This is a genomic window from Streptomyces subrutilus, assembly GCF_008704535.1.
GTDB lineage: Bacteria > Actinomycetota > Actinomycetes > Streptomycetales > Streptomycetaceae > Streptomyces > Streptomyces subrutilus.
Map to the genome: position 1 here is coordinate 5,749,001 of NZ_CP023701.1, position 24,821 is coordinate 5,773,821.

19 protein-coding genes, 3 rRNA genes and 1 pseudogene are annotated in these 24,821 nt (G+C 69.0%); 17 read left to right on the plus strand and 6 right to left on the minus strand.

Going from position 1 to position 24,821, the window contains the following annotated elements; translation table 11 throughout:
* Positions 1 to 16: 16 nt before the first annotated feature.
* Entirely contained in the window at positions 17 to 706 is a 690-nt protein-coding gene (locus CP968_RS25485; RefSeq protein ID WP_150520220.1) for a transglycosylase SLT domain-containing protein, read from the minus strand.
* A gap of 480 nt (positions 707 to 1,186) precedes the next feature.
* Here CP968_RS25485 and CP968_RS25490 point away from each other — a divergent pair, with 480 nt between their 5' ends.
* From CP968_RS25490 to CP968_RS25500, 3 genes are all read left to right on the plus strand, one after another.
* Positions 1,187 to 2,362, plus strand: a complete 1,176-nt coding sequence (locus tag CP968_RS25490) for a GAF domain-containing sensor histidine kinase (protein ID WP_150520221.1) — start codon at positions 1,187 to 1,189, stop codon at positions 2,360 to 2,362.
* Positions 2,355 to 3,005: a response regulator gene (locus CP968_RS25495; protein WP_150520222.1), complete on the plus strand. Its 651-nt coding sequence runs from the start codon at positions 2,355 to 2,357 to the stop codon at positions 3,003 to 3,005. The genes CP968_RS25490 and CP968_RS25495 overlap by 8 nt, the downstream gene beginning before the upstream one ends.
* Before the next feature lie 172 nt (positions 3,006 to 3,177).
* Positions 3,178 to 3,423 (plus strand): chaplin, encoded by a 246-nt coding sequence (locus CP968_RS25500; RefSeq protein WP_150520223.1) that lies wholly within the window; start codon positions 3,178 to 3,180, stop codon positions 3,421 to 3,423.
* 174 nt (positions 3,424 to 3,597) lie between these two features.
* Here CP968_RS25500 and CP968_RS25505 read toward each other — a convergent pair whose 3' ends face one another.
* Positions 3,598 to 4,383, minus strand: coding sequence for a hypothetical protein (locus tag CP968_RS25505; protein WP_150520224.1), 786 nt, complete (start codon positions 4,381 to 4,383; stop codon positions 3,598 to 3,600).
* 133 nt (positions 4,384 to 4,516) lie between these two features.
* On the opposite strand from CP968_RS25505, the gene CP968_RS25510 reads away from it, so the two are divergent.
* From CP968_RS25510 to CP968_RS25525, 4 genes are all read left to right on the plus strand, one after another.
* Positions 4,517 to 5,311 carry an ABC transporter ATP-binding protein gene (locus tag CP968_RS25510; RefSeq protein WP_150520225.1) on the plus strand — a complete coding sequence of 265 codons (795 nt, stop codon included), beginning with the start codon at positions 4,517 to 4,519 and terminating at the stop codon, positions 5,309 to 5,311.
* An 80-nt stretch (positions 5,312 to 5,391) separates the two neighbouring features.
* Positions 5,392 to 5,820 carry an NfeD family protein gene (locus CP968_RS25515; protein WP_150520226.1) on the plus strand — a complete coding sequence of 143 codons (429 nt, stop codon included), beginning with the start codon at positions 5,392 to 5,394 and terminating at the stop codon, positions 5,818 to 5,820.
* 162 nt (positions 5,821 to 5,982) lie between these two features.
* The gene (locus CP968_RS25520) at positions 5,983 to 6,978 is read left to right on the plus strand and encodes an SPFH domain-containing protein (protein ID WP_150520227.1); all 996 of its coding nucleotides are present in this window, start codon (positions 5,983 to 5,985) and stop codon (positions 6,976 to 6,978) included.
* Between the two features lie 90 nt (positions 6,979 to 7,068).
* A complete protein-coding gene (locus CP968_RS25525; protein WP_150520228.1) occupies positions 7,069 to 7,839 on the plus strand; it encodes a sulfite exporter TauE/SafE family protein in 771 nt (256 codons plus the stop codon).
* Positions 7,840 to 7,935: 96 nt separating this feature from the next.
* Here CP968_RS25525 and CP968_RS25530 read toward each other — a convergent pair whose 3' ends face one another.
* The 3 genes from CP968_RS25530 to CP968_RS25540 all read right to left on the minus strand — a co-directional run bounded on the left by CP968_RS25530 (position 7,936) and on the right by CP968_RS25540 (position 10,037).
* Complete coding sequence (locus CP968_RS25530) at positions 7,936 to 8,439, minus strand: HNH endonuclease (RefSeq protein WP_150520229.1); 504 nt, start codon at positions 8,437 to 8,439, stop codon at positions 7,936 to 7,938.
* Between the two features lie 221 nt (positions 8,440 to 8,660).
* On the minus strand, positions 8,661 to 9,194 hold the full coding sequence (locus CP968_RS25535) for a YbhB/YbcL family Raf kinase inhibitor-like protein (protein ID WP_150520230.1): 534 nt from the start codon (positions 9,192 to 9,194) through the stop codon (positions 8,661 to 8,663).
* Positions 9,195 to 9,254: 60 nt separating this feature from the next.
* A complete protein-coding gene (locus CP968_RS25540) occupies positions 9,255 to 10,037 on the minus strand; it encodes a sporulation protein (RefSeq protein WP_150520231.1) in 783 nt (260 codons plus the stop codon).
* A 160-nt stretch (positions 10,038 to 10,197) separates the two neighbouring features.
* On the opposite strand from CP968_RS25540, the gene CP968_RS25545 reads away from it, so the two are divergent.
* From CP968_RS25545 to CP968_RS25575, 6 genes and pseudogenes are all read left to right on the plus strand, one after another.
* A complete protein-coding gene (locus CP968_RS25545; RefSeq protein WP_150520232.1) occupies positions 10,198 to 10,839 on the plus strand; it encodes a DNA-3-methyladenine glycosylase in 642 nt (213 codons plus the stop codon).
* A 631-nt stretch (positions 10,840 to 11,470) separates the two neighbouring features.
* Positions 11,471 to 12,995 (plus strand): 16S ribosomal RNA (locus CP968_RS25555).
* A gap of 282 nt (positions 12,996 to 13,277) precedes the next feature.
* A 23S ribosomal RNA gene (locus CP968_RS25560) occupies positions 13,278 to 16,402 on the plus strand.
* 106 nt (positions 16,403 to 16,508) lie between these two features.
* Positions 16,509 to 16,624: ribosomal RNA gene (gene rrf, locus CP968_RS25565) — 5S ribosomal RNA — on the plus strand.
* The 16S, 23S and 5S rRNA genes sit together here, the layout of an rRNA operon.
* Positions 16,625 to 16,782: 158 nt before the next feature.
* Positions 16,783 to 18,162, plus strand: a pseudogene (locus tag CP968_RS25570) (hypothetical protein); the annotation flags it as partial.
* A gap of 66 nt (positions 18,163 to 18,228) precedes the next feature.
* Positions 18,229 to 19,152 (plus strand): tetratricopeptide repeat protein, encoded by a 924-nt coding sequence (locus tag CP968_RS25575; protein WP_189829243.1) that lies wholly within the window; start codon positions 18,229 to 18,231, stop codon positions 19,150 to 19,152.
* Positions 19,153 to 19,226: 74 nt separating this feature from the next.
* Here CP968_RS25575 and CP968_RS25580 read toward each other — a convergent pair whose 3' ends face one another.
* Positions 19,227 to 20,498, minus strand: coding sequence for a DUF1015 domain-containing protein (locus CP968_RS25580; RefSeq protein WP_150520235.1), 1,272 nt, complete (start codon positions 20,496 to 20,498; stop codon positions 19,227 to 19,229).
* A gap of 89 nt (positions 20,499 to 20,587) precedes the next feature.
* On the opposite strand from CP968_RS25580, the gene CP968_RS25585 reads away from it, so the two are divergent.
* The 4 genes from CP968_RS25585 to CP968_RS25600 all read left to right on the plus strand — a co-directional run bounded on the left by CP968_RS25585 (position 20,588) and on the right by CP968_RS25600 (position 24,729).
* A complete protein-coding gene (locus CP968_RS25585) occupies positions 20,588 to 21,637 on the plus strand; it encodes an HAD hydrolase-like protein (RefSeq protein ID WP_150520236.1) in 1,050 nt (349 codons plus the stop codon).
* A gap of 73 nt (positions 21,638 to 21,710) precedes the next feature.
* The gene (locus CP968_RS25590; protein ID WP_373304152.1) at positions 21,711 to 22,775 is read left to right on the plus strand and encodes a FecCD family ABC transporter permease; all 1,065 of its coding nucleotides are present in this window, start codon (positions 21,711 to 21,713) and stop codon (positions 22,773 to 22,775) included.
* Positions 22,772 to 23,902: a FecCD family ABC transporter permease gene (locus tag CP968_RS25595; protein WP_373304151.1), complete on the plus strand. Its 1,131-nt coding sequence runs from the start codon at positions 22,772 to 22,774 to the stop codon at positions 23,900 to 23,902. The genes CP968_RS25590 and CP968_RS25595 overlap by 4 nt, the downstream gene beginning before the upstream one ends.
* Entirely contained in the window at positions 23,899 to 24,729 is an 831-nt protein-coding gene (locus tag CP968_RS25600; RefSeq protein WP_189829241.1) for an ABC transporter ATP-binding protein, read from the plus strand. Before CP968_RS25595 ends, CP968_RS25600 begins: the two co-directional genes overlap by 4 nt.
* Positions 24,730 to 24,821: the final 92 nt, after the last annotated feature.

The following is a 24,821-nucleotide window of genomic DNA, read 5'->3' on the forward strand; positions in this document are numbered from 1 at the left end:
GAGGAACGCCGGGGGCCTAGTAGGCGCTGTTGACGTTGTCCATGGAGCCGTAGCGGTCGGCCGCGTAGTTGCACGCGGCGACGATGTTGGCGACCGGGTCGTACTGGTCGAACTTGGTGCCCTTGACGTGGTACGCCTTGAAGGTCGGCGCGATGACCTGGAGCAGACCCTTGCTGGGGATGCCGTTGCGGGCGTTGATGTCCCAGTTGTTGATCGCCATCGGGTTGCCGCTGGACTCGCGCATCACGTTGCGGTGGATGCCGGCGTAGCTGCCGGGAATGCCCTCGCGCTTCATGATGTGGAGGGCCTCCTTGATCCAGCCGTCCAGGTTGTTCGCGAAGACCGGGGCGCGGTTCGCGGAGCGGCTCGCGGCGGCCTTGGCCGCGCGGGCCTTCTTGGCGGCGGCCTCGGCCTTGGCCTTCGCCTTGGCCTTCACCGCGGCCGCGTCGTCGGCCTTCTTGCCCTGGAGGGCGGCGACGCTCTGCTGCACGGAGAGGTGCTGCTGTACGGCCTGCGCCTGGGCGCCGTCGACGACCTTCGTCCACGCCACGGGGGCGGCGGAGATGGTCTGGCTCTCGCTCTGGGCGGCCCCGGCGGGGACGAGCGAGAACGCGAGCGCGGCGGCACCGAGCGTGGCGACACCGGCGATGGACAGCTTGTGTGCCTTCGTCAGACGACTGTGACCGGGAGTGCTGGAAGCAGACATGGCGGGGCAACCTCTTCGTGTAGCGGGGTCCGCAGGAGAGCGCCGCGTCGATCCCGGGGGATCCGCGGCGCAGTGCGAGCGACGGGAGCAATTCTTAGCGGCGGCAAAATCCCCTGGCAACGGTGTGACGTACGATCCCGCTTAGTGGATCAGGGGGCTCAGGACAGGCCGGATTCCCGGCCCGGCGGCTAGGTGCGCCCGTGCTGACACCGTCTTTATCCGTCCACTAGGCACCTTCGTAAGTGATCTGGGTCCTATGCTCGGGCTCACATCGGGCAGGTGACGATCTGACCGAGAGTTGCTGCTGCAACGCTCCGCGTCACGAATGTCCGACCTGCGGGGGACCGCGCGCCGCCGCCCCTCCTCCCCGAGGCGGGGCCGGACCCCGCCCGCCCCCTCCTCACGTCGTAGGCCCAGCGGCCCCCCGACCCGGGACCACGGCCCGATTCCGCAGGTCAGCGCCGCGAGTACGGTGAACTCATGACAGCCACTCCCGTGCACGGCGGACACCGCGGCGGCCTGGCCGCGGTCAGCACCGCGCTGCTCGCCATGAGCCGCACGCTGGAGGTGCGCGACGTGCTGCGCACGATCGTCGCCTCGGCCCGCGAGCTGCTGGACGCCGAGTACGCGGCCCTGGGCGTCCCGGACGACCACGGCGGCTTCGCCCAGTTCGTCGTGGACGGCATCAGCGAGGAGCAGTGGCGCCGCATCGGTCCGCTGCCCCGCCAGCACGGCATCCTGGCCGCGATGCTCCACCAGGACGCCCCCGAGCGACTGGCCGACGTACGGCGCGACCCGCGCTTCGGGGGCTGGCCGTCCGCCCACCCCGACATGTCCGACTTCCTCGGCCTGCCCATCCGCGACGGCGAGGAGAACCTCGGCGCCCTCTTCCTCGCGAACAAGCGCGCGCACGGCAAGGGCGGGGGCGTCGGGGCCGGGGCCGGGTTCACCGACGCGGACGAGGAGCTCCTCTCCCTCCTCGCCCAGCACGCGGCCATCGCCCTCACCAATGCCCGGCTCTACGAGCGCAGCCGCGAGCTCACCATCGCCGAGGAGCGCTCCCGCCTCGCCCACGAGCTGCACGACGCCGTCAGCCAGAAGCTGTTCTCCCTGCGCCTGACCGCCCAGGCCGCCGCCGCCCTCGTCGACCGCGACCCGGCCCGGGCCAAGGGCGAGCTCCAGCAGGTCGCCGCCCTCGCCGCGGAGGCCGCCGACGAGCTGCGCGCCGCCGTGACCGAGCTCCGCCCGGCCGCCCTCGACGAGGACGGGCTCGTCGCCACCCTGCGCACCCACGTCCAGGTCCTCGACCGTGCCCACGCCGCACGCGTCACCTTCTCCTGCGACGGCGTACGGGCCCTGCCCGCGACGCAGGAGGAGGCGCTGCTGCGCGTGGCCCAGGAGGCCCTGCACAACGCCCTGCGCCACTCCGGCGCCGACCGGGTCGCGGTGACGCTGTCCCGTACGACATCCGGGGGAGCGGTCCTGGAGGTCAGCGACCCCGGTCGCGGCTTCGACCCCCGTACGGTCCGCAGCGCGGGTCGCCACCTCGGCCTGGTCTCCATGCGCGACCGCGCGAGCGGCGTCGGCGGCCGGCTCACCGTGCACGCGGAGCCCGGAAAGGGCACCACGATCGAGATGGAGGTTCCCGGTGGCTGACACCCCCGGCCCGATCCGCGTCCTGCTGGTCGACGACCACCAGGTGGTCCGGCGCGGCCTGCGCACCTTCCTGGAGGTGCAGGACGACATCGAGGTGGTCGGCGAGGCCGCCGACGGCGAGGAGGGCGTCGCACGGGCCGAGGAGCTGCGGCCGGACGTCATCCTCATGGACGTCAAGATGCCGGGCACCGACGGCATCGGGGCCCTGCGCGAACTGCGCGGCCGGGCGAACCCGGCGCGCGTGCTGATCGTCACGAGCTTCACGGAGCAGCGCACCGCGGTCCCCGCCCTGCGGGCGGGCGCGGCCGGATACGTCTACAAGGACATCGACCCCGACGCCCTGGCCGGAGCCATCCGCTCCGTCCACGCCGGCCACGTCCTCCTGCAGCCGGAGGTGGCGGCCACCCTCCTGGCCCAGGACGAGCAGGGCACCGCGCCCGGCCGGGCCGGCACGCTGACCGACCGGGAGCGGGAGGTCCTCGCCCTGATCGCCGACGGCCGCTCGAACCGGGAGATAGCGCGGGCGCTCGTCCTGTCGGAGAAGACGGTCAAGACGCACGTCTCGAACATCCTGATGAAACTGGACGTCTCGGACCGCACCCAGGCGGCGTTGTGGGCGGTCAGGCACGGGATCACCGACTGAGCGGGGCCGGCCGGGGCGCAGCCGGGCCCGCCCGGGAGCGTCGAGCTGTAGATCGGAGATTCATACCGTCGGGTGTATGTAGCCCACATGGCGTAACCCCGCGCCGGGGTGGCCGTTCTCCATGGCGTGTCGCGGCGGCTGGCCGCGGCCGACGTACTGGAGGACGAGAAACGTGAAGAACTTCAAGAAGGCCGCAGCCGTCACCATGATCGCGGGCGGCCTCATCGCCGCCGGCGCCGGTGTCTCCTCGGCGCACGGCGGTGCGTCGGCGGAGGGCGAGGCCCTGCACTCGCCCGGCGTGGCCTCCGGGAACCTGCTCCAGGTCCCCGTGAACGTCCCCGTGAACCTGGTGGGCAACACGGTCAACGTGATCGGCCTGCTGAACGGCGCCTTCGGCAACCACGGCGTCAACTTCTGACCCACCCGTGACGCGGGCCGCCGCCCGTCCGCCCGGCTCCACCGGACCCGGACCCGGCCGGCGCCCCGACGCGGTACCCGCGGCCCCGCTTCCCCCCTCTCCCCGGGAAGCGGGGCCGCCCCGTTCCCGCCCGACTCCGGGACGCAGGGCCGGCCCCCCCCCGGCGGCCCCGCCCTAGCGGCCCCGCTCGCGCTCCTCGACCGGCGCGTTGTACGCCGCCACCAGCGCCCGCCGGGCCACCCGCTCCACCGGCCGCAGGGCCTCCGCCCGCGCCGCCATCTCCGAGGCGGCCACCGCGCCGCCCGGACCGTGCTCGTACGCCAGGGACACCAGCAGGTCCACCCGCTGCGCCAGCGCCAGCACCCGCACCGCCCGCGGCGGATACCCCGGCGCGAGCACCTCGCGCCCGGCCTCCGCCCGCGCCCGGTACGCCGACAGGGCCGCGTCCGCCACCGGACCCGACCCCGCCACGTCCAGCCGGGTCAGCGCCGCCGTCGCCTCGCGCAGCGCCTCCGCCAGCTCCCGCTCCGCCTCGCCCAGCGACGGCACGTCCGCCGGCGGGGCCTCCCGTACCGGCAGGCAGTGCCAGATCACCGAGGTGTGCACATCACCCGACGGGCCCGCCTCCGCCACCTCCGGCACCAGCCCCACCGCCGCGCCCACGGCCACCACCGCCTCCTCGGCGTCCAGCGCCCGCGCGTTGAACTCCGGCGGCCCGCTCAGCCCCAGCGGATGCCCCGGCGCCGGCAGCGCCACCCGCAGCCCCGTCACCCCCAGCGCCCGCATCCGTCCCAGCGCCAACGTCAGCCCCACCGGACCCGGCTCCCCGGGCAACCCCTCCACCCGGTGCACGGCGTCCTCGCCCACGATCGACATCGAGGCCTCGTCGGGCGAGACCAGACCTGCCAGCAGTGCGTTCCCCCAGGCGGCCAGCCGCCCTGAACGTGGTTCGAAAAGCATCCCCCAACTCTACGGACCCCACCCCGGACCCGGCCCCGGCCCCGGACCCCTCTCCGAGTGGCGTAGGTTTTCCCCTGGGGCTGCGCCTGCCGGCGCACAGAGAACCGTGACTGCAAGGGGTGACAACACGCTCATGAGCGATGTTCTGGAGCTGGTGGACGTATCCGTGGTCCGCGAGGGCCGGGCTCTGGTGGACCAGGTCTCCTGGTCGGTGAAGGAGGGGGAGCGCTGGGTGATCCTCGGCCCCAACGGCGCCGGCAAGACCACGCTGCTGAACCTCGCCTCCAGCTACCTCTTCCCCACCAAGGGCAGCGCCGCCATTCTCGGCAGCACCCTCGGCAAGGTCGACGTGTTCGAGCTGCGCCCCCGCATCGGCGTCGCCGGCATCGCGATGGCCGACAAGCTGCCCAAGCGGCAGACCGTCCTGCAGACCGTCCTCACCGCCGCCTACGGCATGACGGCGTCCTGGCAGGAGGAGTACGAGGACATCGACGAGCAGCGCGCCCGTGCGTTCCTCGACCGGCTGGGGATGACCGACTACCTCGACCGGAAGTTCGGCACCCTCTCCGAGGGAGAGCGCAAGCGCACGCTGATCGCCCGCGCCCTGATGACCGACCCCGAGCTGCTGCTCCTCGACGAGCCCGCCGCCGGCCTGGACCTCGGCGGCCGCGAGGACCTCGTGCGCCGCCTCGGCCGCCTCGCCCGCGACCCGCTCGCGCCCTCCATGATCATGGTCACGCACCACGTCGAGGAGATCGCCCCCGGCTTCACCCACGTCCTGATGATCCGCCAGGGCAAGGTCGTCACCGCGGGCCCCATCGACCTCGAACTCACCTCGCGCAACCTCTCCCTCTGCTTCGGCCTCCCGCTGGTCGTCGAGCGCAACGGGAACGACCGCTGGACCGCCCAGGGCCTGCCGCTGCGCTGAGCCGCACCCGGGGACGGGCCGCCCGGTACGGGCCCCCTCGTCCCCTGTCCCGACCGCGCTCGCCGACCTACCATGACCATGTGGACATCGACGCATGGGTGTGGTGGCTGATCGGCGCGGTCGGACTGGGCATTCCCCTCGTCCTGACCGCGATGCCGGAGTTCGGCATGTTCGCCGTCGGCGCGGTGGCGGCCGCCGTCACGGCCGCCCTCGGCGCGGGGGTGACGGCCCAGGTCCTGGTCTTCGTGACCGTCTCGGTCGCGCTCATCGCCGTCGTCCGCCCCATCGCCAACCGCCACCGCGACCAGCGCCCCCAACACCGCAGCGGAATCGACGCGTTGAAGGGCAGATCCGCCGTCGTCCTCGAACGCGTCGACGGCGCCGGCGGCCGCATCAAGCTCGCCGGCGAGATCTGGTCCGCCCGCACCCTCGACGCGGACACCAGCTTCGAACCGGGGCAGTCCGTCGACGTCGTGGAGATCGACGGGGCGACCGCGGTCGTCATGTGAACCGCCGTAGGACGAACCGACGAACCGACCGACTATCGTCGTATGACCGCGAACCACCTTCGTATGACCGTCATGTGGGAAGCAGCCGACTCGCGGCCCCCGGGTCTGCGAGACTCCGCTCAACGGGGCAGCACAGACAGCCGGAAGGGCACGGGGAAACGCATGCAACCGATCATCATCGTCCTGATCATTCTGGTGGTTCTGGTCTTCATCGCACTGGTCAAGACGATCCAGGTGATCCCGCAGGCCAGCGCCGCCATCGTCGAGCGGTTCGGCCGCTACACCCGCACCCTCAACGCGGGCCTGAACATCGTCGTCCCGTTCATCGACTCGATCCGCAACCGGATCGACCTCCGCGAACAGGTCGTCCCGTTCCCGCCGCAGCCCGTCATCACCCAGGACAACCTGGTCGTCAACATCGACACCGTCATCTACTACCAGGTGACCGACGCCCGGGCCGCCACCTACGAAGTGGCCAGCTACATCCAGGCCATCGAGCAGCTCACCGTCACCACCCTGCGCAACATCATCGGCGGCATGGACCTGGAACGGACCCTCACCTCCCGCGAGGAGATCAACGCGGCCCTGCGCGGCGTCCTCGACGAGGCCACCGGCAAGTGGGGCATCCGCGTCAACCGCGTCGAGCTCAAGGCCATCGAGCCGCCGACCTCCATCCAGGACTCGATGGAGAAGCAGATGCGCGCCGACCGCGACAAGCGCGCCGCGATCCTCCAGGCCGAGGGCGTCCGGCAGTCCGAGATCCTGCGCGCCGAGGGCGAGAAGCAGTCCTCCATCCTCCGCGCCGAGGGCGACGCCAAGGCCGCCGCCCTGCGCGCCGAAGGTGAGGCACAGGCGATCCGCACGGTGTTCGAGTCCATCCACGCCGGCGACGCCGACCAGAAGCTCCTCGCCTACCAGTACCTCCAGATGCTCCCGAAGATCGCCGAAGGCGACGCGAACAAGCTCTGGATCGTGCCCAGCGAGATCGGCGACGCACTCAAGGGCCTCTCCGGCGCCATGGGCAACTTCGGCCCCATGGGCGGCGGCTCCGGCTTCAACCCGCAGAACTCCGGCAAGGGCGACGGAAGCGGCCACGCGAACGGGAACAGCGCCGGCCCCGCCCCCCAGGAGCGCCGCGAACAGCCCCCCATCGACTGACCGGACCGTCCCCTGTTGCATGATCGGTGAGGCCCCTCGACCTTCATGGCGGGGAGGCGACCCACTCATGCAAAGGGGATGGCCCCGCCCATGTCCATCTGGGAATCACTCGCAGTCTTCGCCGCCGGAATCGGCGCCGGCACCATCAACACCATCGTCGGCTCCGGCACCCTCATCACCTTCCCGGTGCTGCTGGCCACCGGCCTGCCCCCGGTCACCGCCAACGTCTCCAACACCCTCGGCCTCGTCCCCGGCTCCATCAGCGGAGCCATCGGCTACCGCAAGGAACTCCGGGGCCAGCGCGCCCGCATCCTGCGGCTCGGCTCGGTCTCCCTCGTCGGCGGACTCGCGGGCGCCGTCCTGCTGCTCACCCTGCCGTCCGACTCCTTCGACACGATCGTCCCCGTCCTCATCGGACTCGCCCTCGTGCTCGTCGTCTTCCAGCCCCGTCTCGCCAAGGCCCTGCGCCGCCGCCAGGACGCCGCCGGAGGCGACACCGGACACCCCGACGGCGGCCCCGCGCTGCTCTCCGGCATGCTCGTCGCCAGCGCGTACGGCGGCTACTTCGGCGCCGCCCAGGGCGTCCTGTACGTCGGCCTCATGGGCCTGCTGCTCCGCGACGACCTCCAGCGCATCAACGCCGTCAAGAACGTCGTCGCCGCCATGGTGAACGGCATCGCCGCCGTCCTCTTCCTCTTCGTCGCCGAATTCGACTGGACCGCCGTCCTGCTGATCGCGGTCGGCTCCACCATCGGCGGACAGATCGGCGCCAAGGTCGGCCGCCGCCTGTCGCCGACCGCCCTGCGCGCGGTCATCGTCACCGTCGGGATCATCGCGATCGTCCAGCTGCTGGTCCGCTGAGCGACGTAGCGGAGCTACGGCGCCCCGCCACACCCGGTCCGGACGCCCCCTCGGCGCGGGCGCCCGGCCGGCCCGGCACGATCCGGGCGAGACGGCCTAGGCGGAGCGCTCCAGCCACTCGGGCAGCGCGCCCTGCCCCGCCACCCCCAGGGCCAGCAGCATCGCGTCCGCCGGGGAGGGCACGAAGGGCCTCCGGAGCAGGGGCATCCCCGCCTCCTCCGGGGTCCGGGCCGCCTTGCGGTGGTTGTCCTCGGCGCACGAGGCCACCGTGTTCAGCCAGGTGTCCCCGCCCCCCTGGGCCCGCGGCAGTACATGGTCCACGGTCGTCGCGCGCCTCCCGCAGTACGCGCACCGGTGCTGGTCCCGGATCAGCACCCCCCTCCGCGACCAGGGGGCATGTCTTCGGAAGGGCACCCGGACGTACCGGCAGAGCCTGATCACCCGGGGCATCGGAAGCTCCACGGTGGCCGCACGCACACGCAGCTCGGGGTGCGACTGCTCGACGACGGCCTTGGCCTGGAGCACCAGGACGACGGCCCGGTTCAGCGTCACCGTCGACAGCGGCTCGAAGCTCGCATTCAGCACCAGCGTGTCCCGCATCTCGCCCACCTCCCGTGTGCAGGCCCGCGACCACACCGGCAGCAGGGCCCGCGACCACTCTGGCCGCGCGCGCCACGCGGGACAACGCAATAAAAATGCCCGGTCCAGGCCGTCTTTAGACCAGGACCGGGCAAACGCTCGGCGAAAGATCGAGCGGGAGGGCGTGCGCGCGGGCGCACGGAACGGCGCCCGCGGCGGCAGCCGCGACGCCGTACGGACGATCAGCCGGCCGCGGACCCGTACTCACCGACGAGCTGCGCCCGCCCGAGGGTGTGGAACCGGAGGTTGAACCCGACCACGGCCGGAGAGACGTCCGCGTCGGGCCCCAGCTTCTCCTGGTCCACCGCGTACACCGTGAACACGTACCGGTGCCGCTCCCCGGCCGGCGGAGCCGCCCCGCCGAAGTCCTTCGTCCCGTAGTCGTTCCGCACGTGCACGGCCCCCGCCGGCAGCCCCTCGAACTTCCCGCCGCCGGCCCCGGCCGGCAGCTCGGTGACCGACACCGGCAGGTCGAAGAGCACCCAGTGCCAGAACCCGCTGCCCGTCGGCGCGTCCGGGTCGAAGCACGTCACGGCGAAGCTCTTCGTCCCGGCGGGGAAGCCCTCCCACCGCAGCTGCGGCGAGGTGTTGCCACCGGACTGCACCTGGGCCCCGCCCAGCTCGGCCCCCGGCGCCAGATCCTCGCTCACCACCGTGAAGGCGGGCACCTCGGGATGGAAGTCGTGCGGAAGAGGAGCCCTGTTCTGCTCGGTCACTGCTGACCCTCCTGGATCGGATACCTGGTCGGATGCGCTGCCTGACAGGAGCCTAGGAGGCTAGAGCCAGTTCCGGGTGGAGCCCACCGAGGCGATCCACTGGTTCAGGTACGCCGCCCAGTCCGTGTCCTGGAACGAGTGCAGCCCGACCTGGAAGCAGCGGTAGGTGTCGCTGCCCTCGCTGAACAGCCCCGGCTTCTTGTCCATCTCCAGGACGACGTCCATCTCCCGCCCGTCGGAGACGAAGGTCAGCTCCACCTGGTTCAGCCCCCGGTACTGCGACGGCGGCAGGAACTCGATCTCCTGGTAGAACGGCAGCGTCTGCCGCGTCCCGCGGATGTGCCCGCGCTCCATGTCGGCGCTGCGGAAGGTGAAGCCCAGCTGGCGGAAGGCGTCGAGGATCGCCTGCTGCGCCGGCACCGGGTGCACGTTGATCGCGTCCAGGTCGCCCGCGTCGACCGCCCGCGCGATCTCCAGCTCCGTGCTGACCCCGATGCTCATCCCGTGCAGCGGCTGCCCCCCGAAGTGGGTGATCGGCGTCTCCGCCGGAATCTCCAGCCCGAACGGCACGACGTGCAGCGCACCGGCCTGCACCTGGAAGGCACCCCCGAGACGCTGCTTGGTGAAGACCACGTCCTGCTTGTACTCCTGGTCGCCGCCCTCCACCTCCACGCGCGCCTGGAGACCGACGGACAGCCCCTCGATCTGCTGCTCCACGGACCCGCCCTGGATCCGGACCTCGCCCTGGACGATCCCGCCCGGGACGACGTTCGGCTCGGTGATGACGGTGTCCACCGACGCCCCACCGGCACCCAGGCTCGCGAACAGCTTCCTGAACCCCATGCTCAAACTCCCCTGATACGCATCTAAGGACCTGACGGCGGGCCCACCGCACGCCTCACGGCCATGCGCGCCCCGCCCACCTCTTCTTACCAACTACCTCGTACCAACGCGGAACCACGGGCCCCGGTTGCAGGCGCGCCCGTCCACTACGCTCGACCGAATGAGCGCGCGCCCCGACCGTACGCCCCTGGCGCGGTCCTTCTTCGACCGCCCGGTCCTCGCGGTGGCCCCCGACCTCCTCGGCCGCACCCTGGTCCGCCGCACCGCCGACGGCCCCCTGGAACTCCGCATCACGGAGGTCGAGGCGTACGAGGGCGAGGCCGACCCGGGCTCGCACGCCTACCGCGGCCGCACCGCCCGCAACGCATCGATGTTCGGTCCGCCCGGACACGCGTACGTCTATTTCATCTACGGCATGTGGTTCAGCCTCAACCTGGTGTGCGGTCCGCCCGGACACGCGAGCGGGGTCCTGCTGCGCGCGGGGGAGGTGACGGTGGGTGCGGACCTGGCAGCCAAACGCCGAGTCTCGGCCAGGCACCCGAGGGAACTGGCCAAAGGCCCGGCCCGCCTGGCCACGGCCCTGGACATCGACCGCTCCCTCGACGGCACGGACCTGTGCGCGGACCCCGATTCCCCCTTGTCGGTCCTGCATGGCACCGCGACCCCGCCCGGCCTGGTGAGCAGCGGCCCCCGCACCGGGGTGGGCGGCGCCGGCGCCCACCACCCGTACCGCTTCTGGCTCACCGGTGACCCGACCGTCAGCCCCTACCGCGCGCACAGCCCTCGTAAACGCCCAACTTGACTCGCTCCCTCGTCCCGCCTAACGTAGCCCGAGCCACTTGAACGGGGCACTGCCCTCAGCAGACCCCCAGAGCGGTCAACCAACTCCCTACGACGTACCCCTGGCGGGGTCCTCTTCGGCGTGTCCGAATTCCCCGCCAACCGCTCGATTATGAGCGGCAGAGGGAAAGCGTTAATGTGGCGGAGCGCCGAAAGGCACAGACCCCCAACGGTCATCGAATTCAAATCCGAGCCGGTATCGGCGCGGAAATGATCTGGTAGAGTTGGAATCGCTGGAAAGGGAAACGCGAAAGCGAAAACCTGGAAAGCGCCGAGGAAGTCGGACACGAAAGAGTCTGATAGAGTCGGAAACGCAAGAACAGAACGAAGCGAAGCCCGGAGGAAAGCCCGAGAGGGTGAGTACGAAGGAAGCGTCCGTTCCTTGAGAACTCAACAGCGTGCCAAAAATCAACGCCAAAAGTTGATACCCCGTCCATTTCGGTGGATGAGGTTCCTTTGAAAAAGTCCTGTGGGGCGCCGGTTTCGGTGTGCTTGCAGGCGACAAAACACAGCGAGGACGTTGTGGATGACCGGTCTCATTCCGACCTGGTTGTCCCGCTCTTAGTGTGTGTTGACCCGATTACGGGTAAACATTCATGGAGAGTTTGATCCTGGCTCAGGACGAACGCTGGCGGCGTGCTTAACACATGCAAGTCGAACGATGAAGCCCTTCGGGGTGGATTAGTGGCGAACGGGTGAGTAACACGTGGGCAATCTGCCCTTCACTCTGGGACAAGCCCTGGAAACGGGGTCTAATACCGGATACCACTCCTGTCTGCATGGGCAGGGGTTGAAAGCTCCGGCGGTGAAGGATGAGCCCGCGGCCTATCAGCTTGTTGGTGGGGTAATGGCCCACCAAGGCGACGACGGGTAGCCGGCCTGAGAGGGCGACCGGCCACACTGGGACTGAGACACGGCCCAGACTCCTACGGGAGGCAGCAGTGGGGAATATTGCACAATGGGCGAAAGCCTGATGCAGCGACGCCGCGTGAGGGATGACGGCCTTCGGGTTGTAAACCTCTTTCAGCAGGGAAGAAGCGAAAGTGACGGTACCTGCAGAAGAAGCGCCGGCTAACTACGTGCCAGCAGCCGCGGTAATACGTAGGGCGCAAGCGTTGTCCGGAATTATTGGGCGTAAAGAGCTCGTAGGCGGCTTGTCACGTCGGATGTGAAAGCCCGAGGCTTAACCTCGGGTCTGCATTCGATACGGGCTAGCTAGAGTGTGGTAGGGGAGATCGGAATTCCTGGTGTAGCGGTGAAATGCGCAGATATCAGGAGGAACACCGGTGGCGAAGGCGGATCTCTGGGCCATTACTGACGCTGAGGAGCGAAAGCGTGGGGAGCGAACAGGATTAGATACCCTGGTAGTCCACGCCGTAAACGTTGGGAACTAGGTGTTGGCGACATTCCACGTCGTCGGTGCCGCAGCTAACGCATTAAGTTCCCCGCCTGGGGAGTACGGCCGCAAGGCTAAAACTCAAAGGAATTGACGGGGGCCCGCACAAGCAGCGGAGCATGTGGCTTAATTCGACGCAACGCGAAGAACCTTACCAAGGCTTGACATATACCGGAAAGCATTAGAGATAGTGCCCCCCTTGTGGTCGGTATACAGGTGGTGCATGGCTGTCGTCAGCTCGTGTCGTGAGATGTTGGGTTAAGTCCCGCAACGAGCGCAACCCTTGTCCTGTGTTGCCAGCATGCCCTTCGGGGTGATGGGGACTCACAGGAGACCGCCGGGGTCAACTCGGAGGAAGGTGGGGACGACGTCAAGTCATCATGCCCCTTATGTCTTGGGCTGCACACGTGCTACAATGGCCGGTACAATGAGCTGCGATACCGTGAGGTGGAGCGAATCTCAAAAAGCCGGTCTCAGTTCGGATTGGGGTCTGCAACTCGACCCCATGAAGTCGGAGTTGCTAGTAATCGCAGATCAGCATTGCTGCGGTGAATACGTTCCCGGGCCTTGTACACACCGCCCGTCACGTCACGAAAGTCGGTAACACCCGAAGCCGGTGGCCCAACCCGTAAGGGAGGGAGCTGTCGAAGGTGGGACTGGCGATTGGGACGAAGTCGTAACAAGGTAGCCGTACCGGAAGGTGCGGCTGGATCACCTCCTTTCTAAGGAGCACAGTACCGATTGCAGACAAATGTTCTGCACGGTCAGCTCATGGGTGGAACGTTGATTATTTGGCACGGTTTCCTGGATGGAATCACAAGTACTGCTTCGGCGTGGAAAGTGACTCTCTGACGGGGGATCGTGTCTGGCACGTTGTTGGGTCCTGAAGGTACGGCCGTGAGGTTGTGTCTTCTTGCCGGCCCCAGTGAACTTGACCTGTATGGGTCAGGGTGATGGGTGGCTGGTCGTTGTTTGAGAACTACACAGTGGACGCGAGCATCTGTGGCCAAGTTTTTAAGGGCGCACGGTGGATGCCTTGGCACCAGGAACCGATGAAGGACGTGAGAGGCCGCGATAGGCCCCGGGGAGCTGCCAACTGAGCTTTGATCCGGGGGTGTCCGAATGGGGAAACCCGGCAGTCGTCATGGGCTGTCACCCACTGCTGAACACATAGGCAGTGTGGAGGGAACGCGGGGAAGTGAAACATCTCAGTACCCGCAGGAAGAGAAAACAACCGTGATTCCGGGAGTAGTGGCGAGCGAAACCGGATGAGGCCAAACCGTATGCGTGTGATACCCGGCAGGGGTTGCGCATGCGGGGTTGTGGGAATTCTTTTGATCGGTCTGCCGGCCGGTCGGCGAGTCAGAAACCGTTGATGTAGTCGAAGGACATGCGAAAGGTCCGGCGTAGAGGGTAAGACCCCCGTAGACGAAACATCAGCGGCTTGCTTAAGAATCTCCCAAGTAGCACGGGGCCCGAGAAATCCCGTGTGAATCTGGCGGGACCACCCGCTAAGCCTAAATATTCCCTGGTGACCGATAGCGGATAGTACCGTGAGGGAATGGTGAAAAGTACCGCGGGAGCGGAGTGAAATAGTACCTGAAACCGTGTGCCTACAAGCCGTGGGAGCGTCGCTGTATGTGCTTGCACATACAGTCGTGACTGCGTGCCTTTTGAAGAATGAGCCTGCGAGTTAGCGGTGTGTAGCGAGGTTAACCCGTGTGGGGAAGCCGTAGCGAAAGCGAGTCCGAATAGGGCGATTGAGTTGCACGCTCTAGACCCGAAGCGGAGTGATCTAGCCATGGGCAGGTTGAAGCGGAGGTAAGACTTCGTGGAGGACCGAACCCACCAGGGTTGAAAACCTGGGGGATGACCTGTGGTTAGGGGTGAAAGGCCAATCAAACTCCGTGATAGCTGGTTCTCCCCGAAATGCATTTAGGTGCAGCGTCGTGTGTTTCTTGCCGGAGGTAGAGCACTGGATAGGCGATGGGCCCTACCGGGTTACTGACCTTAGCCAAACTCCGAATGCCGGTAAGTGAGAGCACGGCAGTGAGACTGTGGGGGATAAGCTCCATGGTCGAGAGGGAAACAGCCCAGAGCATCGACTAAGGCCCCTAAGCGTACGCTAAGTGGGAAAGGATGTGGAGTCGCAGAGACAACCAGGAGGTTGGCTTAGAAGCAGCCACCCTTGAAAGAGTGCGTAATAGCTCACTGGTCAAGTGATTCCGCGCCGACAATGTAGCGGGGCTCAAGCGTACCGCCGAAGTCGTGTCATTGCAGCGTATAGCCCCAACGGGTGTTGTGATGGGTAGGGGAGCGTCGTGTGCCGGGTGAAGCAGCAGCGGAAGCTAGTTGTGGACGGTTCACGAGTGAGAATGCAGGCATGAGTAGCGATACACACGTGAGAAACGTGTGCGCCGATTGACTAAGGGTTCCTGGGTCAAGCTGATCTGCCCAGGGTAAGTCGGGACCTAAGGCGAGGCCGACAGGCGTAGTCGATGGACAACCGGTTGATATTCCGGTACCCGCTTTGAAACGCCCAATATCGAATCCTCTGATGCTAAGGCCGTGAAGCCGTTCCGGACCCTTCGGGGAAAGGAAAGTGGTGGAGCCGCCGATCCAAGGTGGTAGTAGGTAAGCGATGGGGTGACGCAGGAAGGTAGTCCAGCCCGGGCGGTGGTAGTCCCGGGGTAAGGGTGTAGGCCGAGGGGTAGGCAAATCCGTCCCTCATATAAGGCTGAGACCTGATGCCGAGCCGATTGTGGTGAAGTGGATGATCCTATGCTGTCGAGAAAAGCCTCTAGCGAGTTTCATGGCGGCCCGTACCCTAAACCGACTCAGGTGGTCAGGTAGAGAATACCGAGGCGTTCGGGTGAACTATGGTTAAGGAACTCGGCAAAATGCCCCCGTAACTTCGGGAGAAGGGGGGCCATCACTGGTGAGAGGACTTGCTCCTTGAGCTGGGGGTGGCCGCAGAGACCAGCGAGAAGCGACTGTTTACTAAAAACACAGGTCCGTGCGAAGCCGTAAGGCGATGTATACGGACTGACGCCTGCCCGGTGCTGGAACGTTAAGGGGACCGGTTAGTACACTTTCGGGTGTGCGAAGCTGAGAACTTAAGCGCCAGTAAACGGCGGTGGTAACTATAACCATCCTAAGGTAGCGAAATTCCTTGTCGGGTAAGTTCCGACCTGCACGAATGGCGTAACGACTTCTCGACTGTCTCAACCATAGGCCCGGTGAAATTGCACTACGAGTAAAGATGCTCGTTTCGCGCAGCAGGACGGAAAGACCCCGGGACCTTTACTATAGTTTGATATTGGTGTTCGGTTCGGCTTGTGTAGGATAGGTGGGAGACTTTGAAGCAGCCACGCCAGTGGTTGTGGAGTCGCCGTTGAAATACCACTCTGGTCGTGCTGGATGTCTAACCTCGGTCCGTGATCCGGATCAGGGACAGTGTCTGATGGGTAGTTTAACTGGGGCGGTTGCCTCCTAAAGAGTAACGGAGGCGCCCAAAGGTTCCCTCAGCCTGGTTGGCAATCAGGTGTTGAGTGTAAGTGCACAAGGGAGCTTGACTGTGAGACCGACGGGTCGAGCAGGGACGAAAGTCGGGACTAGTGATCCGGCGGTGGCTTGTGGAAGCGCCGTCGCTCAACGGATAAAAGGTACCCCGGGGATAACAGGCTGATCTTCCCCAAGAGTCCATATCGACGGGATGGTTTGGCACCTCGATGTCGGCTCGTCGCATCCTGGGGCTGGAGTCGGTCCCAAGGGTTGGGCTGTTCGCCCATTAAAGCGGTACGCGAGCTGGGTTTAGAACGTCGTGAGACAGTTCGGTCCCTATCCGCTGTGCGCGTAGGAATATTGAGAAGGGCTGTCCCTAGTACGAGAGGACCGGGACGGACGAACCTCTGGTGTGCCAGTTGTCCTGCCAAGGGCATGGCTGGTTGGCTACGTTCGGGAGGGATAACCGCTGAAAGCATCTAAGCGGGAAGCCTGCTTCAAGATGAGTATTCCCACCTCCTTGAGAGGGTAAGGCTCCCAGTAGACGACTGGGTTGATAGGCCAGATGTGGAAGCCCGGTAACGGGTGAAGCTGACTGGTACTAATAGGCCGAGGGCTTGTCCTCAGTTGCTCGCGTCCACTGTGTTAGTTCTGAAGCAACGAACAGTTGCTGGTTTCTAGAGCTAGAACATAACTACAAAGTGTGCTTGTTCGCTCGAAACCGATAGGGTTTCGGTGGTCATAGCGTTAGGGAAACGCCCGGTTACATTCCGAACCCGGAAGCTAAGCCTTTCAGCGCCGATGGTACTGCAGGGGGACCCTGTGGGAGAGTAGGACGCCGCCGAACAATCTTTCAAAGGACCCTTGGTCCAGCGTTCAACGCTGGACCAAGGGTCTTTTTGTTTTTCAGCTTCTTTTGCCGAAGCGCGGCCATGGGTTGGTTGCGCGAGAATGACTAGCGGTACCCCGAAGACAGGAGTCACACCCATGTCCAACTCTCCCGACGATCGTCCGGAGCGCGAGCCTCGGCGCAACGACGGCGGTGACAGGGGCGGCTACCGCGGGGGCCGTGACGACCGTGGCGGCGACCGTCCCCCGTTCCGCCGTGACGACCGTGGTGGTCGGCCGGCCGGTTCCGGTGACCGTCCGCCGTTCCGTCGCGACGACCGAGGCGGTCGTCCCGCCGGCGGTGGTGGCGGCGGCTTCCGCCGTGACGACCGCGGTGGCGACCGTCCGTCCTACCCGCGTCGCGATGACGACCGGGGTGGCCGTCCCTCCGGTGGTGGCGGCGGTTTCCGTCGCGACGACCGCGGTGGCGACCGTCCGAGCTTCCCGCGCCGTGACGATGACCGTGGTGGCCGTCCCTCGGGTGACCGTCCCTCCTACCCGCGTCGCGACGACCGGGGTGGCGACCGTCCCTCGTACCCGCGCCGTGATGACGACCGTGGTGGGTTCCGCGGCGGTCGTGACGACCGTGGCGGTGACCGTCCGTCCTACCCGCGTCGCGATGACGACCGGGGTGGCCGTCCTTCGTTCCGTCGTGACGACGACCGTGGCGGCCGTCCTTCGGGCGACCGTCCCTCCTACCCGCGTCGTGACGACCGTGGCGGTGACCGTCCGTCCTACCCCCGTCGTGATGACGACCGTGGGGGCCGTCCCTCCGGTGGTGGCGGCGGTTTCCGTCGCGACGACCGCGGTGGCGACCGTCCGAGCTTCCCGCGCCGTGACGATGACCGTGGTGGCCGTCCCTCGGGCGACCGTCCCTCCTACCCGCGTCGTGACGACCGCGGCGGGGACCGTCCGTCCTACCCGCGTCGCGATGACGACCGGGGTGGCCGTCCTTCGTTCCGTCGTGACGACGACCGTGGCGGCCGTCCTTCGGGCGACCGTCCCTCCTACCCGCGTCGTGACGACCGCGGTGGCGACCGTCCCTCGTACCCGCGCCGTGATGACGACCGTGGTGGGTTCCGCGGCGGTCGTGACGACCGTGGCGGTGACCGTCCGTCCTACCCGCGTCGTGACGACCGGGGTGGCGACCGTCCCTCGTTCCGTCGTGACGATGACCGTGGCGGCCGTCCCTCGGGCGACCGTCCCTCCTACCCGCGTCGTGACGACCGCGGTGGCGACCGTCCGTCCTACCCGCGTCGCGATGACGACCGGGGTGGCCGTCCCTCCGGTGGTGGCGGCGGTTTCCGTCGCGACGACCGCGGTGGCGACCGCCCCTCGTACCCGCGCCGGGACGACCGGGGTGGCGACCGTCCCTCGTTCCGTCGTGACGACGACCGCGGTGGCCGTCCCTCGGGTGACCGTCCGTCCTACCCGCGTCGTGACGACCGCGGTGGCGACCGTCCCTCGTACCCGCGTCGCGATGACGACCGGGGCGGCTACCGTGGGCGTGACGACCGGGGTGGCGACCGCGACTTCCGTGCGGACCGCGACCCGGTCAAGCGGCTGCCGATCGACGACGACGTCACGGGCTTCGAGATCGACTCCGACGTCCGTCAGGAGCTCCTGAGCCTGCCCAAGGGCCTGGCCGAGGAAGTCTCCAAGAACCTGGTCATGGTCGCGCGGCTGATCGACGACGAGCCGGAGCAGGCCTACGCGTACGCGCGCATCGCCCTGCGCCTGGCCTCCCGCGTCGCCGCGGTCCGCGAGGCCGCCGGTTTCGCCGCGTACGCCACGCAGAAGTACAGCGAGGCGCTCGCCGAGTTCCGTGCCGCCAAGCGCATGACCGGCTCCGTCGAGCTGTGGCCCGTGATGGCCGACTGCGAGCGCGGTCTCGGCCGGCCGGAGCGGGCGTTGGCCATGGCCGGCGAGCCCGAGGTGCAGAAGCTGGACAAGGCCGGCCAGGTCGAGATGCGTCTGGTCGCCGCCGGTGCCCGTCGGGACCAGGGGCAGCTCGAAGCCGCCATCGTCACCCTGCAGAGCCCGGAGCTGGCCTCCAGTTCCGTCCAGCCCTGGACCGCGCGCCTGCGGTACGCCTACGCCGACGCCCTGCTGGCGGCCGGTCGTGAGGACGAGGCGCGCGAGTGGTTCGGCAAGACGCTGGAGGCGGACAAGGACGGGGCGACGGACGCCTCCGACCGTCTCGCCGAGATCGACGGGGTCGAGTTCGTCGACGCCGCCGTCGAGCACGGCGACGCCGATGGTGACGTCGACGTGGACACGGATGCCGAGGACGACGCCGACGTCGAGGACGACCTCGATGACGACGATGACGACGAGGACGACGAGCAGGACGCGGCCGAGGTGGCCGCCGCCGAGCGCGCCACCGACGTGGCCGAGTACTACGACGAGGACGACGACGAGTACGAGCCGCTGGAGCAGTCCGCGGCCGGCGACGACGAGCGGGAAACGGGCCGCGACAAGGCCTGACGCATGACGTGAGAAGGGCGGTACCCCGGTCGGGGTACCGCCCTTCCGCGTTTCCGGAGCCGGCTGCGGAGCGGTCAGACCATCCCGCGCAGGACCAGGCCCGTGGCCGGCTTCGGGCCGAACGAGGTGGACTTGCGGGGCATGGTGACGCCCTGGCGGGCCAGGTCGCGGACGACTTCCTCGCGTACCGGGTGCAGCAGGACGGCGGTGCCGTTGTGGCGCTCGGCCATGGCGACCGTGGACGGGGTGTCGTGTATGTAGGTGATGTGCTCCGGGGTGTCCGGGACATTCCAGAGTCCGTCGAGCAGGGTCTCGTGCAGCACCGTGGCGTCCAGTCGGCGCCACGCCTCCGGACGGTCGCGGCGCACCGTGCGGTCCAGGAGGGCCTGGTCGGGGTCGGTCACCAGGTGGAAGCGGCCGTCGCCGGTGAGGAGGAAGGCGTTGCCGCGTTCGGCGGCGTCCGCCAGGGCCTCCACGGCGAGGGGCAGCGGTCCGTCGACGGTGCGCACCCGGAAGTGGCCGTCGAGGGCTGCGAGGGCGTCGGCCACCGGCAGGCGGCGCAGCATCCGGTGGATGGCGCGGACCTGGAGGGGGTAGCGGGCGGTGTCCACGAGGAGGACCAGGCCGAAGTCCCACGGGGTGGGGGAGGCGTGCTCCTTCTGGAGGCGCAGGTAGGTGGCCCAGCGGTGGTGGCCGTCGGCGATGAGCGCCTGGCGGTGCCCCAGGTCGGCGGTGACGGTGGCCAGGTCGTCCGGGTCGGTGATCGCCCACAGCCGGTGCTGGAAGCCGTCCTCGGTGGTGGTCGACAGCAGCGGCGCGCGGCCGGCCGTCCGCTCGACGACCGCGGCCGCGCCCGTGCCGGGGTCGTCGCCGCGGTAGGTGAGGAGGAGCGGTTCGAGGTTGGCCGAGGTGGCCCGCATCAAGCCGGCCCGGTCCGCGACGACGTCGGGCATGACGTCCTCGTGCGGCAGGACGATGCCGGCGTCGGCGGGGGAGAGGGCGAGGGCGCCGATGAGGCCCCGCTGCAGCACGCCGGCCCGGCGTTGTTCGTACACGTACAGCGCCGGCTCGGGGTCGGTGCCGAGGACGCCTTCGGCGATCCATGTGCGCAGCGCGCGTGCGGCCTGGTCGTTGCGGGCGGCCGGGGTGCCGGCCTGGGGCAGGATCAGACGCACGATGTTGTGCGGGTCGGCGGATTCGAGGTGGTCGACTCCGTCCGGGCGTACGACCACGTCGTACGGGGGCGAGGTGACGGCGGCCAGGCTGCCGACCCGCTCCGGAACGTAGCGCAGGCCATGGAACGGGAGCAGGCGCAGCCCGTGGTCAGCGTTGCCAGGTGTGGTCATTGGTGCATGGTAAGACCCGTCTCGGGATGCGGGATGATCGGGGGACGAGCACATGTCACACAAGATCGATCGTATGAGGAGCGGACAGGATGACCCGGCAGAGCAGGACCAGTCCCGCGGCGAGCGAGCGGAGTCTGCACCAGGCGTACGACACGGCCCTGCTCGACCTCGACGGGGTGGTGTACGCGGGCGGTGAGGCCATCGCGCACGCCGTGGACTCCCTCGCGGCGGCCCGCGCGGACGGCATGCACCTCGCGTACGTCACCAACAACGCGCTGCGCACCCCGGACGCGGTGGCGGAGCACCTGGGCGAGCTGGGCATCCCGACCGAGGCGGGCGAGGTGATCACCTCGGCGCAGGCGGTGGCCCGGTTGATCTCGGAGCAGGTGGCGACGGGTTCGAAGGTGCTGGTGATCGGCGGGGAGGGGCTGCGGGTCGCGCTGCGCGAGCGCGGGCTGGAGCCGGTGGACTCGGCCGACGAGGAGGGGCTCGCGGCGGTCGTCCAGGGATACGGGGGGCCCGGGCTGGAGTGGGCGCGGTTCGCCGAGGCCGCGTACGCGATCAACCGCGGGGTGCCGTGGTTCGCGTCCAACACCGACCTGACGATCCCGGGCGCGCGGGGGATCGGTCCGGGCAACGGGGCGGCGGTGGAGGTCGTGCGGATCGCCACGGGCGCGGAGCCGCAGGTGGCGGGCAAGCCGCAGACGCCGATGCACCGGGAGACCGTGCTGCGGACCGGGGCGAAGCGGCCGTTGGTGGTCGGGGACCGGCTGGACACCGACATCGAGGGGGCGTTCAACGGCGAGGTCGACTCGCTGCTGGTGCTGACCGGGGTGACGGACGCCGCCCGGTTGCTGCGGGCCGAGCCCCGGCACCGGCCGACCTATGTGGACCGGGACCTGCGCGGCCTGCTGACCGGGCAGCCGGAGGTGCGCGAGGAGGACGGCGCGTGGGCGTGCGGCGGATGGAGCGCGCTGGTGGAGGACGGGGTGTTGGAGCTGCGGACGGAGCCGGCGCGGGCCGCGGACGCCGACCCGGTCGACGGGCTGCGGGCGCTGTGTGCGGCGGCCTGGAGCGAGGCGGGCGACGGGGCCGGCACGCTGGACGCGGAGAAGGCGCTGGCCCGGCTGGAGCTCTGAGGGGTGGGAGGGCCGGTGCGGGCGGTCGAACGGAGGGCTCGAACAAGTAGCAGGGTAGGCTAACCTAACCTGCGTGTTGGTCGAGAGTCCCCCAGAATCCGAACCGGGTACGGCACGCGGACGGTCCGCGGGCGCCGTCGCCCGTCCGCGCCACGGCGCCCGCGCCGCCGGTCTGTTCGCCGCCCTCGTGGTGCTCGCGCTGATCGCGCTGCTCAGCATCGCCGTGGGTGCCAAGCAGATGGCCCTCGAAGAGGTCTGGCACGGTCTCTTCCACTACGCGGGGACCCCCTCCGACGTGGTGGTGCGGGACCTGCGCGTGCCCCGCACCCTGCTCGGGCTGATGGTCGGCCTCGGCCTCGGCCTGTCCGGTGCGGTGATGCAGGCGCTGACCCGCAACCCGCTCGCCGAGCCCGGCATCCTCGGCGTCAACGCCGGCGCCGCGGCCGCCGTGGTCTCCGCGATCAGCTTCTTCGGCGCGAACTCCCTGAACGAGTTCGTGTGGTGGGCCTTCCTCGGCGCGGCCGTCGTCTCGGTCGTCGTGTACGTCCTCGGCGGCAGCCGCAGCGCCACCCCCGTTCGGCTCGCGCTCGCCGGTACCGCCGCCAGCGCGGCCCTGCTCGGCTACATCAACGCGGTGCAGCTGATGGACAGCAAGGCGCTGGACAAGCTGCGCTTCTGGACGGTCGGTTCGCTCTCCTCGGCCACCATGGACACCGTCCGGCAGGTGGCCCCCTTCCTGCTGGTCGGCGCGCTGCTCGCGCTGACCCTCGGCCGGCCGCTCAACGCCATGGCCATGGGCGACGACACGGCCCGGGCGCTCGGCGCCCACCTGACCCGGACCAGGATCGTCGCCGTGCTCGCCATCACCCTGCTGTGCGGGGCGGCGACCGCGGCCTGCGGGCCCATCGTCTTCGTCGGGCTGATGATCCCGCACCTCGTACGGGCCTTCACCGGGCCGGACATGCGCTGGGTGCTCGCGTACTCGGCCGTGCTGTCGCCCGTCCTGCTGCTCGGCGCCGACGTCGTCGGCCGCATCGTCACCCGGCCCGCCGAACTCCAGGTCGGCATCGTGACCGCGCTCGTCGGCGGCCCCGTCTTCATCTACCTGGTTCGGCGCAAGAGGATGGCCCAGCTGTGACCGCGAACGTGCATCAGGACCGGGCGGAGCGCCGGCAACCGGCGGGGGCCGCCGACCCGGCGGGCCGTCGGGATCCGGCGCGGCCCGGCCGCTCCGGCCCCCGGCCGCTGCGCCTGCCCGGCGGGACGTCGCTGCGCGTCGAACGGCGCGCGCTGGTCGTCGGGGCGGTGCTCGCCGCCGCGGCCCTGGCCCTGTCCGTCCTGCTCGTGGGCACCGGCGACTTCGAGATCGCGCCGTGGGACGTCGTGCGGACCGTCCTGGGCGACGGCACCCCCGCCACCGAGTTCATCGTCAACGACCTGCGGATGCCGCGCGCCGTGGTGGCCCTGCTCGTCGGCGCCGCGCTGGGCACGTCGGGGGCCGTCTTCCAGTCCGTCTCGCGCAATCCGCTCGGCTCGCCCGACCTCCTCGGCTTCGGGTACGGCTCGGCGGTCGGCGCGCTCGCCGTCATCATCCTGTTCCACGGCGACGCCGCCGAGGTCGCCGTCGGCGCACTGCTCGGCGGTCTGCTGGCCGGTGCGGCCGTCTACCTGCTCGCGTACAAGAAGGGCGTCCAGGGCTACCGGCTGGTGCTCGTCGGCATCGGCGCCTCCGCGATGCTCGTCGCGGCCGTCCAGTACCTGATCACCAAGGCCCAGCTGACCGAGGCCGGCCGCGCGATGGTCTGGCTGACCGGTTCGCTGGCGGGCCGGGACTGGGCGCAGGTGTGGCCGCTGCTCGGTCTCTGCGCCGTCCTGTTCCCGCTGATCCTCGGGCACGGCCGGGCCCTGCGGATGATGGAGATGGGCGACGACGCCGCGCACGCCCTGGGCGTACGGGTCGAGCGGACCCGGCTGCTGCTGATGGTGGCGGCGATCCTGCTCACCACCGCGGCGAGCGCGGCCGCCGGGCCCATCAGCTTCGTGGCGCTGGCCGCGCCGCAGCTGGCCCGGCGGCTGACGCGCTCGCCCGGGGGGAACCTGCTGACGGCCGGACTGATGGGCTCGGTCCTGCTGCTGGCGTCCGACTGGGGCTCCCAGCGGGCCTTCGGCTCCGACCAGATGCCGGTGGGTGTGGTCACCGGGCTCGTCGGCGGTGTCTACCTGCTCTGGCTGCTCGTCACCGAGCGCAAGGCGGGACGTATATGAACCTGAGGAGTGGGCAAGTGCAGCGGCTGACCGCGCAGAACGTGACCCTCGGCTACGACCAGCGGGTCATCGCCGAGAACCTGTCGGTGGAGATCCCCGACCATTCCTTCACCGTGATCGTGGGCCCCAACGCCTGCGGCAAGTCCACGCTGCTGCGGGCCCTGTCGCGGATGCTGAAGCCGGCGTCCGGGCGGGTGCTGCTGGACGGGCAGGCCATCGGGTCGATGCCGGCCAAGAAGGTCGCCAAGACCCTCGGGCTGCTCCCGCAGTCCTCGATCGCGCCGGACGGGATCACCGTCGCCGACCTGGTCTCGCGCGGCCGGTACCCGCACCAGGGCCTGCTGCGCCAGTGGTCCCCGGAGGACGAGCGGATCGTCGTGGAGTCGATGGCCTCCACCGGGGTCGCCGAACTGGCCGACCGCGCGGTGGACGAACTGTCGGGCGGGCAGCGCCAGCGCGTGTGGATCGCGATGGCGCTCGCCCAGCAGACCCCGCTGCTGCTGCTCGACGAACCGACGACGTACCTGGACATCCAGCACCAGCTCGACGTGCTGGACCTGTGCGCCGAACTGCACGAGAACCAGGGGCGGACGCTGGTGGCGGTGCTGCACGACCTGAACCACGCCGCCCGCTACGCCACGCACCTGATCGCGCTGCGCGACGGCGAGGTCGTCGCGGAGGGGCCGCCGTCCGAGGTGGTGACCGCCGCGCTGGTGGAGAAGGTGTTCGGGCTGCGCTGCCAGGTCATCGAGGACCCGGAGACGGGGACGCCGCTGGTGGTCCCGGCGGCGCGCAGGGCCCGTACGAAGGCCGCCGCGACCGCCTGAGCGTCGGGCCGGGCGGCCGGGCGACGGGCGCGGGGCCGGCGTGCGCGTCCGTACGCCGGCCCGACCGTGCCCGGGCGTCGGCGGCGGGGCCG